This is a genomic window from Streptomyces novaecaesareae (assembly GCF_000716875.1).
Classification (GTDB): domain Bacteria; phylum Actinomycetota; class Actinomycetes; order Streptomycetales; family Streptomycetaceae; genus Kitasatospora; species Kitasatospora novaecaesareae.
This window is the reverse complement of sequence record NZ_JNWQ01000049.1, coordinates 40,045-53,141: the sequence shown is the minus strand read 5'-3', so window position 1 is coordinate 53,141 and position 13,097 is coordinate 40,045. Positions and strand designations below refer to the sequence as shown.

The window sequence follows — 13,097 nt, the reverse complement described above, 5'->3', positions numbered from 1 at the left end:
TGAACTCCCCCGAGTACCTCGCAGTACCCATGAGGACATCCTCTCCACGGACCCCAAGATCCGCTTCTCAGAAGTGTCCACAAACCGGGGTAAAGCCCACTGAAAGCCTTCACCCGAAAGAGCGAACGCCCCGACCTGTGAGTCTCACAGGGGTGGCATAAATGCCACCCCTGTGCCATCGAAGCTGAGACTGTGCCACGAAAGCTGAGACCCTACAGTGGCCCGGGCTCAGTCCCGGGTCATGTCGACGAAGCGCGAGTAGTGGCCCTGGAAGGCCACCGTGATGGTCGCGGTCGGGCCGTTACGGTGCTTGGCGACGATCAGGTCGGCCTCGCCCGCGCGCGGGGACTCCTTCTCGTAGGCGTCCTCGCGGTGCAGCAGGATGACCATGTCGGCGTCCTGCTCGATCGAGCCGGACTCTCGCAGGTCCGAGACCATCGGCCGCTTGTCGGTGCGCTGCTCGGGGCCACGGTTCAGCTGGGAGAGCGCGATGACGGGGACTTCCAGCTCCTTGGCCAGCAGCTTGAGGTTTCGGGACATGTCCGAGACCTCCTGCTGGCGGTTCTCGGCCCGGCGGGAGCCGCCGGACTGCATCAGCTGGAGGTAGTCGATGACGACCAGCTTGATGTCGTTGCGCTGCTTGAGCCTGCGGCACTTGGCGCGGATCTCCATCATCGACAGGTTGGGCGAGTCGTCGATGAACAGCGGTGCCTCGCTGACGTCCGGCATCCGGCGGGCGACCCGGGTCCAGTCGTCGTCCGTCATGCTGCCGGAGCGCATGTGGTGCAGCGCCACCCGGGCCTCGGCGGACAGCAGGCGCATGGCGATCTCGTTGCGCCCCATTTCGAGCGAGAAGATCACGCTCGGCAGCTTGTGGTGGATCGAGCAGGCCCGGGCGAAGTCCAGCGCGAGCGTGGACTTACCCATGGCGGGGCGGGCCGCGATGACGATCATCTGACCGGGGTGCAGCCCGTTGGTGAGCGCGTCGAAGTCGGCGAAGCCGGTCGGCACGCCGGACATCTGGCCGTTGCGGGAGCCGATCGACTCGATCTCGTCGAGGGCGCCCTCCATGATGTCGGCGAGCGGGGCGTAGTCCTCGTTGGTGCGCTGCTCGGTGACGGCGTAGATCTCCGCCTGGGCGGCGTTGACGATCTCGTCCACGTCGCCCTCGGCCGCGTAGCCCATGCCCGCGATCCGGGTGCCGGCCTCGACCAGTCGGCGCAGCACCGCGCGCTCGTGGACGATCTGGGCGTAGTACTCGGCGTTGGCCGCCGTCGGGACGGAGTTGACCAGGGTGTGCAGGTACGGGGCGCCGCCGACCCGCTGCAGCTCGCCGCGCTTGGTCAGCTCGCCGGCCACGGTGATCGGGTCGGCCGGCTCGCCGCGGGCGTAGAGGTCGAGGATCGCGCCGTGGATCAGCTCGTGCGCGGGCCGGTAGTAGTCGGCGGGCTTGAGCACCTCGACCACGTCGGCGATGGCGTCCTTGGAGAGCAGCATGCCGCCGAGGACGGACTGCTCGGCGGCGAGGTCCTGCGGGGGGACGCGCTCGAAGCCGTCCGCGCCGCCCTCGCCGTCGCCCTCGCCGCGGCGCTGCCAGCCGCCGTCCCGCTGGCCGCCCTCGCGCGAGGAGCCGTTCCGGCCGCCCTTGCCGCCCTGGAAGCCGCCCTTCTGGAAGCCGTCGCGGCCACCGCCCTGACCGCCGCCCTGACCGCTGCGGCCGCGCGAGACCGGGAGGCGGTCACCGGGGCCGTCCGGGAAGGGCGCGTCGTCGAAGGCGCCGGCCGGGAAGGGGTCCTCGGCGGTCTGCCAGTCCTCCTCCGGCGGCGGGGCGTCGTGGTCGTCGTACTGGGGGCCGGTCACGCGTGTTCCCCGATCAGCGAGTGGTGCGAGTTGGAGCGGGCCTTGCCGGTGGCTGGGTGGAGCGGATCCGATCCTCTTTGTACGCCACGGCTCCGACAAATCGGACGCCGGGGGCGGTGGGAGTGTCGGGCGGAGAGCCCACGCTAAGGCGCCGGGCACCCTTGCGCCAAGGCGGTTATCCACAGGGGGTGTGGATGAACGGCCCCGTCCTGTGGAGAACTGCACCAAAGCTGTGGACGCCCCTGTGGACGTCCCTGTGGATAACCCGACGATCGCTCCACCGTCAACCTGCTGACCTGGGATTACCTCTTCTCGGGCCTGTGCATGAGAAAAACTTCACACACCTCCGAACGGCTGTGGGCGCAGAGCGGACGAACGACGCCGCTCAAGATTTCGAGTAATGGGCACAACCTACTGGCGTCCATTACCTGTGGATGAGTAGCCTGGAGCCCATGACCGCCTCGCCCCCAACCCCCGTCCCCGCGAGACGCCGGCACGACCGGGAGATCCTCGCCCTGGCCGTCCCGGCCTTCGGCGCGCTGGTCGCCGAGCCGCTCTTCCTGATGGCCGACTCGGCGATCGTCGGCCACCTGGGCACCCCGCAGCTGGCCGGGGTCGGCGTCGCCTCCGCCGCGCTCACCACCGCGACCGGGGTGTTCGTCTTCCTCGCCTACGCCACCACCGCGGCGGTCGCCCGCCGGATCGGCGCCGGGGACCGCCGGGGCGCCGTGCAGCAGGGCATCGACGGCATCTGGCTCGCGTTCGGCCTGGCCGTCCCGGTGGTGCTGCTGACCCTGCTGACGGCCCCCTGGGTGGCCGACGTGCTGGGCGCCTCGCCGACCGCGGCGCCCTACGCCGTGACGTACCTGCGGATCAGCTCCCTGGGGATCCCGGCGATGCTCATGGTGCTGGCCGCCACCGGCGTGCTGCGCGGGCTCCAGGACACCCGGACACCGCTGCTGGTGGCCGTCGCGGGCTTCGCCGCCAACATCGGCCTGAACGCCGGACTGGTGTACGGCGCCGGGCTCGGGGTGGCCGGCTCGGCCTGGGGCACCGTCATCACGCAGACCGGGATGGCCGCCGTCTACCTGGTCGTGGTGGTCCGCGGCGCCCGCCGGGAGCGGGCCTCGCTGCGGCCGGACGCGACGGGCATCCGGGCGAGCGCCAGGGCCGGCGGCCCGCTGCTGGTCCGGACGATCAGCCTGCGCGCGGTGCTGATGATCGCCACCGCGGTGGCCGCCCGGCTGGGCGACGACCAGGTGGCCGCGCATCAGATCACCATGACGCTGTTCAGCTTCCTGGCCTTCGCGCTGGACGCCATCGCGATCGCCGGTCAGGCCATCATCGGCCGTTACCTGGGCGCCTCGGACGTCCCGGGCGCCAGGGCCGCCACCCGGCGGATGGTCGAGTGGGGCATCGGCTCCGGGGTGGTGCTCGGCCTGCTGGTGGTGGTCGCCCGCCCGCTGTACGTCCCGCTGTTCACGCCCGATCCGGCCGTGCGGTCACAGCTGGCCACCGCGCTGCTGCTGCTCGCGCTCAGCCAGCCGGTCGCCGGCCTGGTCTTCGTGCTGGACGGGGTGCTGATGGGCGCCGGGGACGGCCCGTACCTGGCCTGGGCGGCGCTCGCGACCCTGGCGGTGTTCGCCCCGGCGGCCCTCGCGGTGCCGGCCACCGGCGCCGGGCTGGCCGGGCTCTGGTGGGCGATGAACCTGTTCATGCTGGTCCGCGCCGCCTTCCTGGTGCGGCGCGCCCGCGGCGGCAGGTGGCTGGTCACCGGAGCCGTCCGCGGCTAGCACGGGCTCCCCGCGCGCCCCGGGCCCCGCGCGTCCCGGGAACGACCGAGGGCCGGACTCCCGGAGGAGTCCGGCCCTCAGGCCACTGCTACGGAACTCAGGCAGCGACGACCGCGATGTCCAGGTTGGCCTGGACGTCGGAGTGCAGCTTGACCGAGACCTTGTGGGTGCCCACGGTCTTGATCGGCGAGGCGATCGCGACGGCGCGCTTGTCGACCGACGGGCCGCCGGCGGCCTTGATGGCCTCGACGACGTCGGACTGGGTCACCGAGCCGAACAGACGGCCGGCCTCACCCGAGCGAACGGCCAGCTTGACCTGGACGCCCTCCAGCTTGCCCTTGACCTCGTTGGCGGCCTCAAGGGTCTGGATCTCGTGGATCTTGCGGGCGCGACGGATGGCGTCGACGTCCTTCTGACCACCCTTGGTCCAGCGGATGGCGTAGCCACGCGGAACCAGGTAGTTGCGGGCGTAGCCGTCCTTGACCTCGACGACCTCGCCGGCGGAGCCGAGACCCGGCACCTCGTGCGTGAGGATGATCTTCATTACTTGGTCACCCTCTCTTAGCGCGCGGTGCTGGTGTAGGGCAGCAGCGCCATCTCACGGCTGTTCTTCACGGCCGTGGCGACGTCACGCTGGTGCTGGGTGCAGTTGCCGGTGACCCGGCGGGCACGGATCTTGCCACGGTCGGAGATGTACTTCCGCAGCAGGTTCGTGTCCTTGTAGTCAACGTAGTTGACCTTGTCCTTGCAGAAGACGCAAACCTTCTTCTTCGGCTTGCGAGCAGGCGGCTTCGCCATTGTGTGCTCCATTTGGGGTTCACGGCCCGGCGGGCGTCCGAGGACGCCGACGGCCGGGCCGCACGAAATCTGTCAGCTCTTTAGAACGGGGGTTCTTCCGAGTAGCCGCCGCCACCGGACGGCGCGGCACCCCAGCCGCCACCACCCTGGTTGCCGCCGGACGGGGCGCTGGACGCCCACGGGTCGTCGGAGGGGCCGGACTGGCCACCGGAGTTTCCACCCCAGTTGCCGCCCTGCTGGCCGCCACCGCCGCCCCAACCGCCCTGGCCGCCACCCGGCTGGCCGCCGAAGCCGCCACCGGGGCCGCCCTGGCCGCCGGACCGGTTGGCCCGGGTGACCTTGGCGGTCGCCGAGCGCAGGCTCGGACCGACCTCGTCGACCTCGACCTCGAAGACCGTCCGCTTCTCGCCTTCCTTGGTCTCGTAAGACCGCTGGCGCAGTCGGCCCTGCACGATGACGCGCATGCCGCGCTGCAGCGACTCGGCCACGTTCTCCGCCGGCTGCCGCCAGACGTTGCACGTGAGGAAGAGGCTCTCGCCGTCCTTCCACTCGTTCGTCTGACGGTCGAAGGTGCGGGGGGTGGACGCGATACGGAACTTCGCGACCGCCGCACCCGACGGGGTGAAGCGCAGCTCGGGGTCGTCGACGAGATTGCCGACGAGGGTGATGACGGTCTCGCCTGCCATGGTGGTGATGACCTCTCGGGAAGATGTCCGTTCACCGCTGTTTCACGTGAAACAGCGGACGCGAGCTACCCGAGACCCGAAGGCCTCAGAGGTGGCTCAGTGGGTGTCCGGGCGCAGGACCTTGGTCCGCAGAACCGACTCGCTCAGGCCCATCTGGCGGTCGAGCTCCTTGACGACCTCAGGCGTGGCCTTCAGGTCGATGACCGAGTAGATGCCCTCGGACTGCTTGTTGATCTCGTAAGCCAGACGGCGACGACCCCAGGTGTCGACCTTCTCCACCTTGCCGCCGCCGTTGCGGACGACAGTGAGGAAGTTCTCGATCAGGGGGGAGACAGCGCGCTCCTCGACCGACGGGTCGAGGATCACCATGATCTCGTAGTGACGCATGGGTAACCCACCTCCTTTGGACTCAGCGGCCACGGTCTCTCCGTGGCAGGAGGGTTGTGCGTAGCGTCGGCACCGGTGCGGTGACGACTCCGGCCACCGTAGCGGCCGGGTCGGACAGTCGGGCCCCGCACCACCCGGAAGGGGGTGGCACCCGGAAGAGGGCGCAGGGGGGCACAACTACACCAGTGCAGACGGCACAGCCTACCCGCACCCGGACGGCCGAACAAAACGCATAGGGGTTGTGAGACCGACCCAACCGCCGCAATCTGGACGGAACGGGATTCCTGCCCGTTCGTCTCCACGCCTGGAGGTGGGACTCATGGCCCAGTCCGTCCACCGCATGCCCGCGCTCACGCTGAACACCGACGGCCACCCGCACCCCCGCGAGAACACCCTGGTGGCACTCACCGCCGTCCTGGGCGTGATCGCCTTCACCACCTCGTTCTTCTACAACCTCCACCTGCTGACCTCGTGGACCGGCCTGGCCGGCATCGTCACGGGCCTGTGGGGCATGTTCGTCTCGGTCACCACCGCCGAACGCTTCGTCCTGATGATCACGCTCGGCGCCTCCGCGATCGGCTTCTACCTCGGCATCGCCCGCGGCGGCCTCTGGGGCTGAGCCCGCAGGAAGGCCGCCCAGGAACCCTCGGCGCCCCCGTCGCGTATCTGCAAGGAGACAGGTACGCGACGGGGGCGCCGTCCTGCCCGCCAGGGTGGGCGCCCGGGCCCCGGACGATAGGGTCAAGCCCGAGAACCTGGGGCCACCGCAGCCCGACCGACGAGGAGCACCGAGCAATGAGCCTGCGCCTGAGGACGATCACCCGCGAGGAGCACCTCGCCTTCATCAGGAGCCGTGCCTCGGCCAGCCACATGCAGGTGCCGTCGTGGGGCGACGTCAAGGCCGAGTGGCGGTCCGAGTCGATCGGCTGGTTCGACGACGCCAACCAGCTCGTCGGCGCCGGCCTGGTGCTCTACCGCCAGCTGCCGAAGCTCAAGCGCTACCTCGCCTACCTGCCCGAGGGCCCGGTCATCGACTGGTTCGACCGCGACCTCGACCGCTGGCTCTCCCCGATGCTGGCGCACCTGAAGGCGCAGGGCGCGTTCTCGGTGAAGATGGGCCCGCCGGTGGTGATCCGCCGCTGGAACGCCCCCACCATCAAGGAGGCCATCGCCGCCAAGCAGGCCAAGCGCCTGCGCGACGTCGAGGCCGACTGGTACGAGGCGCGCGCCTTCGAGGTGGCCGACCGGCTGCGCAAGGCCGGCTGGCTGCAGGGCGAGGACGGCGGCGCCGGCTTCGGCGACGTCCAGCCCCGCTACGTCTTCCAGGTGCCGCTGGCCAACCGCTCGCTGGACGACATCCACAAGAACTTCAACCAGCTGTGGCGCCGCAACATCAAGAAGGCCGAGAAGAGCGGCGTCGAGGTGTTCCAGGGCGGCTACGACGAGCTGCCGATCTTCCACCAGCTCTACCTGGTCACCGCCGAGCGCGACAAGTTCACCCCGCGCCCGCTGTCCTACTTCCAGCGGATGTGGAAGGCCCTCACCGCCGAGGACCCGAACCGCATGCGGCTCTACATCGCCTACCACGAGGGCGAGCCGCTGGCCGCGACCACGATGCTCGTGGTCGGCGAGCACGTCTGGTATTCCTACGGCGCCTCGGCCAACCACAAGCGCGAGGTCAAGCCGTCCAACGCCATCCAGTGGCGGATGATGCGCGACTCCTACGCCCTCGGCGGCGGGGTGTACGACCTGCGCGGCATCAGTGACACCCTGGACGAGAACGACCACCTGTTCGGCCTGATCCAGTTCAAGGTCGGCACCGGCGGCCAGGCGGCCGAGTACCTCGGCGAGTGGGACTTCCCGCTCAACAAGCTGCTGCACAAGGCCCTCGACCTCTACATGTCCCGCCGCTGAGGAGGCTGCCCGATGACGCTGTCGCTCTACCTCGACACCGAACGCTGGCGCACCCACCAGCGCTCCGTCCTCGCCGAGTTCCCCGGCCTGGTGCCGGTCGCCAAGGGGAACGGCTACGGCCTGGGCAACCACCGGCTGGCCGAGGAGGCGACTCTGCTGGGCACCGGGGTGCTCGCCGTCGGTACCGCGTACGAGGCGGCCGACGCCGCCGAGTGGTACGGCGGTGAGCTGCTGGTGCTCACCCCGTACCGGGTCGGCGAGGAGGTGCTGCCGCTGCCGCACGCCCGGGTGATCCGTACGGTGGCGAGCCTGGACGCGCTGCGGGCGCTGCACGGCGCCCGGGTGGTGCTGGAGTGCATGACCACCATGCGCCGGCACGGCGTGAGCGCCGACGACCTGCGGACCGTCGCCGCCGAGCTGGACGGCGTCGGCTTCGAGGGCCTGGCGCTGCACCTGCCGATGGACCGGCCGGACGGCTCCAGCCCGGTCGAGGAGGTCGCGTACTGGGTGGACACCGCCCGGGCGGCGGGCATCCCGGTGCACACCGTGTTCGTCAGCCACCTCGGCGCGGCCGGCATGGAGCAGCTGGCCCAGCGCTACCCGGAGACCGTCTTCCGGGCCCGGATCGGCACCCGGCTCTGGCTGGGCGACCACGCCGCGCTGGAGGTCCGGGCCACCGTCCTGGACGTCACCCCGGTGCGCAAGGGCGACCGCTACGGCTACCGCCAGCACCCGGCGCCGACCGACGGCCACATCCTGGTGGTCGCCGGCGGCACCGCGCACGGCATCGGCCTGGAGGCGCCCAAGTACGTGCAGAGCATGGCCTCACGGGCCAAGGGCATCGCCCGGGCCGGCCTGGCGACCGTCAACAAGACCAAGTCGCCGTTCCACTGGTCCGGCAAGCAGCTCTGGTTCGCCGAGCCCCCGCACATGCAGGTGTCGCTGCTGTTCCTGGACGGCGAGACCAAGCCCCCCGCGATCGGCGAGGAGCTCGGTCTGCAGGTCCGCCACACCACCACGCACTTCGACCGCGTGGTGGACCGCTAGGCACCTCTTGATGGCGCTCGGCTCGCCTCTCAAATAGCGCTCGCTCGCGTTACGGCTTCTCGGCCGGCTCCAGCAGTTCCGGCTCGCCCAGCCACTGCTCGGGGCCGGCCGGCGCGTACGCGGCGTAGGTCTCCTCCTCGCGCAGCCGGCGGGCGGTGCCCAGCACGAACACGTCCGGGGCGCGGTCGAGTACCCCGCCGGAGGGGTCGTCGCTGCCGTCCCAGCGGACCGGGTCGCGGTCCGGGTGCAGGACGTCGCGGACGACGAGGGTGACCAGGTAGAGCGTGCCGATCAGGTGCAGCCCGATCGCGAAGTGGTACCAGGCCTCGCCGATCCCGTGCTGCTTGGGCCCGGTGACGAAGCCCAGGTGGGACCAGATGCCGAGGGTGTAGAGCACCTCACAGGCCTGCCAGATCAGGATGTCCCGCCAGCGCGGCCGGGCCAGCGCCGCCAGCGGCAGCAGCCAGAGCGCGTACTGCGGTGAGTACACCTTGTTGACCAGCACGAACAGCGCGACCACCAGGAAGGCCAGCTGCGCGAAGCGCGGGCGGCGGGGCGCCGAGAGGCCGAGCCACGCTATGGCCGCGCAGCCCAGCACCATCAGCACGCCGATGTAGACGTCGAGGTCGGCCAGGCCGACGCCGCGGGTCTGCATCAGGATCAGCCAGACCGAGCCGTAGTCCTCGCCGCGGTGCTTGCTGAACACGTAGAACGTCGACCAGCCCTGCCAGTTGGCCAGCATGACCGGCAGGTCGACCAGCAGCCAGGAGCCCACCGCGCCGGCCAGCACCAGCCGGAACTCGCGCCACTTGCCGGCCCGCCAGCAGAGCACCAGCAGCGGGCCGATCAGCAGCACCGGGTAGAGCTTGGCGGCGGTGGCCAGGCCGATGAAGACGCCGGCCCAGCCCGGCCGGGAGCGGGCCCACCAGGCCATCGCCACGGCGGCCAGGGCGACGGCGAGCAGGTCCCAGTTGACCGTGCCGTTGAGCAGCAGGACGGGCGAGAGCGCGAACAGCACGGCGTCCCAGGGCCGGCGGCGGTGGGTGCGCGAGAGCGCCACGACGGCGATCACCGCGCAGGCCATCAGCATCCCGGCGTTGATCGCCCAGAACCACTGCTCCTGGCTCTGCTGGTCCCCGCCGCCGGACGTCAGCCAGGCCGCGACCTGCATGAACAGGCCGGTCAGCACCGGGTACTCCAGGTACTGCAGGTCCCCCGAGGAGCCCGGGATGCGGTCCACGTACGGGTGCAGCCCGGCCGCGAAGCCGCGCCCGGAGTACAGGTGCGGGATGTCGCTGTAGCAGGCGTGGATGTACTGCGGCGAGCCCGGCTGGAACCAGGCCTGCTCGTAGCAGGGCAGCTTCTGCACCATGCCGAGCACCGAGACCACGATCACCGCGAGCGCCAGGAAGCGCGCCGGGATCCACCACGAGACGCCGAGCAGCGCCCGGCGTCCGGGCGGCCCGCCGATCACCTCGCTGCCGGCCGCCGCCACCGGGTCCTCGTCGGCCGGGACGACCACGGTGTCGGCCGCCGGTGCGGCCGTGGCGACGGCTGCCGGGGAGGGCCCTGCGGCGGCGCCGGACCCGACCGGGCCGGCGGTTTCGTCACGATCGCTCGACGTCATGCCGGACATCCTGCCGCACCGTCCCCGCCGGAACGAGGAGGCCCCCGCGACGGCCTGCGGTGCTGCGCGGCGGCCCGGGCCGCGAATCGTGACGAAAACGGCGGCGGCGGCCCTCCGGGGAGGACCGCCGCCGCCGTCGCGGGTCTGCCGGGGCTACTGCCCCGCGGCGCCCTGCGCGGCGCCGGTGGAACTCGGCGTCGGCTTGGTCGGCTTGCCACCGCCGCCCGGCGTGGTGGTGTCCGTGGGCGTCGGCTGCGTCGGGCAGTTGATCAGCGGGATGCAGGTGCTGGTCGGACCGGGCGTCTTGGTCGGCTTGTGGGTCGGCTGGTCGCCGGGGCAGTCCACGCCCGGCACGCAGTTCTGGGTGGGCTGCGGCGGCTGCGGCTGGCTGGGCTGCGTCGGCGGCTGGGTCTGCACCGGGGCCGGCGGGGTGTCGGTCATGGTCGGCGTCGGCACTGCCGAGGCCGTGGACGGCGCACCGGAGGAGTCGACCTCGCTGCCGACCGGTTGCGGGTTCGGGAAGTCCATCTTCTTCTCGTTGGCCAGCGCGACCTTCATGTACCGGGTGAAGACGTCGGTCGGGAGGGCACCACCGTGGATGGACTCCTGGCCGGCGGTGCCGTTGAGCGACTGCCGCTCGTGCTTGGTCGGGTCCTCGCGCCACATCGCGACGCTGGTCACCAGCTGCGGGGTGTAACCCACCCACCAGGCCGACTTGTTCTGGTCGGTGGTACCGGTCTTGCCGGCCACCGGGCGGCCCAGCTCCTTGGCCTTGGAACCGGTGCCGTTCTTCACCACGTTCACCAGGACGTCGGTGACGTTGTCGGCGACGGCCGGCTCCAGCGCGACCTTGGCGTCCTTCTTGCCGAAGCCCGGCCGCTCCACACCGTTCAGCTCGACCTTGGTGACCGAGTAGGGCTCGGCCTCCTTGCCGCTGGCCGCCAGGGTTCCGTAGGCGGTGGCCATCCGGATCGGGCTGATGGTGGAGGTGCCGAGCGGGAAGGTCGCGGTCTTCGGGTCGGCGAGGCTCTCCTTCTTGACGCCCATCTGCACCGCCATGTCGGCCACGTTCTGGCCGCCGACGTCCTGGTTGAGCTGGACGAAGGGCACGTTGTACGAGTACTGCATGGCCTGCCGCAGCGAGACGAAGCCGTGCTTGCTGGAGTCCTCGTTCTTCTGCCGGTAGGGCTTGCCGTCGTCGCCGATCACCAGCGAGTTGTCCGGCTTGCGGATCTCGGACATGTCGTCGGCCAGGTAGCGGCTGTCGGCGTTGATCCGCTTCGGCTTGCCGTCGTCGCCCTTCGCGGTCTGCACGCCGACCTGCATCGCGGTGGCCAGCACGAAGGGCTTGAAGGTCGAGCCGACCTGGACGCCGGAGGCGTCGGCGTTGTTGTCGAAGTGCCCGTTCTCCACGCCGTCGCCGCCGTAGAGGGCGATGATCGCGCCGTCGCCGGGGCGGATGCTGGCGGAGCCGAACTGGATGTTGGTGTCGTTGTCCGGACGCTTCTGCGGGTTGAGGTTCTCCGCCTTGACGTCGTCCACGGCCTTCTTCAGAGCGTCGACCTTGTCCTTCTCGAAGGTCGTGTAGATCTTCAGGCCGCCCCGGTCGATCACCTGCTGGGTGATCGTCTTGTCGTTGTTCAGCACGTACTTGTTGGCGGTGTCGACCAGGTAGCTGATCTCACCGTTCATGTTGGAGCTGGGCTTCAGCGGGATCGGGTCCGGGAACGCGGCGCACTTGGCCCGGTCCTCCGGGGTGATGGCCTTGATCTTGACCATGTTGTCGAGGATCCAGGACCACCGGCCCTGGGCCCGCTCCTTGTTGGCCGGGTTGGTGGGGTCGTAGTACGCCGCACCCTTCAGCAGGCCGGCCAGCATGGCGCTCTGACAGACGTTGAGGTCCTTGGCGTCCACCCCGTAGTACGCCTGGGCGGCGGCCTGGGCACCGTTCGCACCGCGGCCGAACCAGCTGGTGTTCAGGTAGCCCGTGAGGATCTCGTCCTTCTCCTTGCTCTGGTCGATCTTCAGCGTGATGAAGAACTCCTTCACCTTGCGGCTGAGCGTCTGCTCCTGGCTCAGGTAGGCGTTCTTCACGTACTGCTGAGTGATCGTCGAGGCGCCCTGGGTCTCACCTCCCTTCGCCATGTTGTAGACGGCGCGGAGCATGCCCTTGGGGTCGATGCCGTGGTCGGTGCGGAAGTCCTGGTTCTCCGCGGCGATGACGGCGTTCTGCAGGTTGGGGCTGATGTCCTTGAGCTCGACGATCTGGCGGTTCGTCGAGCCCTTGCGGGTCATCTCGCTGCCGTCGGCCCAGTAGTAGATGGTGTTCTGGTTGTTCACCAGCTCGTTCAGCTCGGGGACCCTGGTGGTCTGGTACAGGTAGAACACCAGGCCGACGAAGCAGCCGAAGACCAGCAGGAAGCCGCTCAGCCACTGCTTCCAGGACGGCAGCCAGCGCCGGATCCCGGTCTTGCCGAACCGCGGGTAGTCGATGAAGCGCTTCTTGCCGGGCCCGGCCGCCGCCGCGGAGGCCGCGGCGGCACCGCCCCGGCCGACCTTGCCCTTCTCGCCCTTGCCCTTCTTCTGGGCGGCCTTGCGCATCTCCGCCCGACCCATCCGGGGTTGCTGAGCGGTCTCCCGAACGCCCGGCGGGCGCCGGCGGCCGACCCCGTCGGAGCGCAGCTCGTCGGGGCCCGGCGCTCCTTGACGGTCGCCGCCGCCTCCCGGGGGCTGCTGCCCGTCACCGCCCGGGTTGGGCGTCCTTCGCCGTCGCTCGCTCATCTTCCAGCACTCCTCGTCAGGCGTTTCCAGCCTGAAGGCAGGGTTCACGTCCGATGCCCGCAAACCGCCTAACCCCGGAGGTGGTCCTCGTGCACACGCGACAGCGTACGCAGCACTGAATTACTACTAATCGGGCATCAGTCGCCAATAACCGCAAAACGGCGACAGATCATTACACGCCCGTTGCCAAGCCCACCCGCGGGT

11 protein-coding genes are annotated in these 13,097 nt (G+C 70.2%); 4 read left to right on the top strand and 7 right to left on the bottom strand.

Features of this window, described 5'->3' with window-relative positions; all coding sequences use genetic code 11:
- Positions 1–228: 228 nt before the first annotated feature.
- Positions 229–1,860, bottom strand: coding sequence for a replicative DNA helicase (dnaB, locus tag OP86_RS19860; RefSeq protein WP_078589274.1), 1,632 nt, complete (start codon positions 1,858–1,860; stop codon positions 229–231).
- Positions 1,861–2,312: 452 nt separating this feature from the next.
- Here dnaB and OP86_RS19855 point away from each other — a divergent pair, with 452 nt between their 5' ends.
- Complete coding sequence (locus tag OP86_RS19855) at positions 2,313–3,653, top strand: MATE family efflux transporter (RefSeq protein ID WP_030059638.1); 1,341 nt, start codon at positions 2,313–2,315, stop codon at positions 3,651–3,653.
- A 97-nt stretch (positions 3,654–3,750) separates the two neighbouring features.
- Here the strand turns inward: OP86_RS19855 and rplI are convergent, their stop codons facing one another.
- From rplI to rpsF, 4 genes are all read right to left on the bottom strand, one after another.
- The gene (rplI, locus tag OP86_RS19850; RefSeq protein ID WP_030059639.1) at positions 3,751–4,197 is read right to left on the bottom strand and encodes a 50S ribosomal protein L9; all 447 of its coding nucleotides are present in this window, start codon (positions 4,195–4,197) and stop codon (positions 3,751–3,753) included.
- Positions 4,198–4,214: 17 nt separating this feature from the next.
- Complete coding sequence (gene rpsR / locus OP86_RS19845; protein WP_030059640.1) at positions 4,215–4,451, bottom strand: 30S ribosomal protein S18; 237 nt, start codon at positions 4,449–4,451, stop codon at positions 4,215–4,217.
- Positions 4,452–4,531: 80 nt separating this feature from the next.
- Positions 4,532–5,137: a single-stranded DNA-binding protein gene (locus OP86_RS19840; protein WP_030059641.1), complete on the bottom strand. Its 606-nt coding sequence runs from the start codon at positions 5,135–5,137 to the stop codon at positions 4,532–4,534.
- A 96-nt stretch (positions 5,138–5,233) separates the two neighbouring features.
- Positions 5,234–5,524 (bottom strand): 30S ribosomal protein S6, encoded by a 291-nt coding sequence (rpsF, locus tag OP86_RS19835; protein ID WP_030059642.1) that lies wholly within the window; start codon positions 5,522–5,524, stop codon positions 5,234–5,236.
- A gap of 319 nt (positions 5,525–5,843) precedes the next feature.
- Between rpsF and OP86_RS19830 the strand changes: the two genes are divergently transcribed.
- The 3 genes from OP86_RS19830 (at position 5,844) to OP86_RS19820 (ending at position 8,485) form a co-directional block, all read left to right on the top strand.
- Positions 5,844–6,143 (top strand): hypothetical protein, encoded by a 300-nt coding sequence (locus tag OP86_RS19830; protein WP_030059643.1) that lies wholly within the window; start codon positions 5,844–5,846, stop codon positions 6,141–6,143.
- Positions 6,144–6,319: 176 nt separating this feature from the next.
- Positions 6,320–7,438 (top strand): lipid II:glycine glycyltransferase FemX, encoded by a 1,119-nt coding sequence (locus tag OP86_RS19825; RefSeq protein WP_030059644.1) that lies wholly within the window; start codon positions 6,320–6,322, stop codon positions 7,436–7,438.
- Positions 7,439–7,450: 12 nt separating this feature from the next.
- Positions 7,451–8,485, top strand: coding sequence for an alanine racemase (locus tag OP86_RS19820; RefSeq protein WP_030059645.1), 1,035 nt, complete (start codon positions 7,451–7,453; stop codon positions 8,483–8,485).
- Between the two features lie 49 nt (positions 8,486–8,534).
- Here the strand turns inward: OP86_RS19820 and OP86_RS19815 are convergent, their stop codons facing one another.
- Together OP86_RS19815 and OP86_RS19810 are read right to left on the bottom strand one after the other, a co-directional pair.
- Positions 8,535–10,112 carry a glycosyltransferase family 87 protein gene (locus tag OP86_RS19815; RefSeq protein WP_051830299.1) on the bottom strand — a complete coding sequence of 526 codons (1,578 nt, stop codon included), beginning with the start codon at positions 10,110–10,112 and terminating at the stop codon, positions 8,535–8,537.
- Between the two features lie 153 nt (positions 10,113–10,265).
- The gene (locus tag OP86_RS19810; protein WP_106973459.1) at positions 10,266–12,893 is read right to left on the bottom strand and encodes a transglycosylase domain-containing protein; all 2,628 of its coding nucleotides are present in this window, start codon (positions 12,891–12,893) and stop codon (positions 10,266–10,268) included.
- Positions 12,894–13,097 lie beyond the last annotated feature (204 nt).

What these genes read in the sequence shown, in the direction of transcription:
- OP86_RS19855 (WP_030059638.1), top strand. Translation starts at nt 2,313, where the DNA reads ATGACCGCCTCGCCCCCAACCCCCGTCCCCGCGAGACGCCGGCACGAC.
- rplI (WP_030059639.1), bottom strand. Translation starts at nt 4,197, where the DNA reads ATGAAGATCATCCTCACGCACGAGGTGCCGGGTCTCGGCTCCGCCGGC.
- rpsR (WP_030059640.1), bottom strand. Translation starts at nt 4,451, where the DNA reads ATGGCGAAGCCGCCTGCTCGCAAGCCGAAGAAGAAGGTTTGCGTCTTC.
- OP86_RS19840 (WP_030059641.1), bottom strand. Translation starts at nt 5,137, where the DNA reads ATGGCAGGCGAGACCGTCATCACCCTCGTCGGCAATCTCGTCGACGAC.
- rpsF (WP_030059642.1), bottom strand. Translation starts at nt 5,524, where the DNA reads ATGCGTCACTACGAGATCATGGTGATCCTCGACCCGTCGGTCGAGGAG.
- OP86_RS19830 (WP_030059643.1), top strand. Translation starts at nt 5,844, where the DNA reads ATGGCCCAGTCCGTCCACCGCATGCCCGCGCTCACGCTGAACACCGAC.
- OP86_RS19825 (WP_030059644.1), top strand. Translation starts at nt 6,320, where the DNA reads ATGAGCCTGCGCCTGAGGACGATCACCCGCGAGGAGCACCTCGCCTTC.
- OP86_RS19820 (WP_030059645.1), top strand. Translation starts at nt 7,451, where the DNA reads ATGACGCTGTCGCTCTACCTCGACACCGAACGCTGGCGCACCCACCAG.
- OP86_RS19815 (WP_051830299.1), bottom strand. Translation starts at nt 10,112, where the DNA reads ATGACGTCGAGCGATCGTGACGAAACCGCCGGCCCGGTCGGGTCCGGC.
- OP86_RS19810 (WP_106973459.1), bottom strand. Translation starts at nt 12,893, where the DNA reads ATGAGCGAGCGACGGCGAAGGACGCCCAACCCGGGCGGTGACGGGCAG.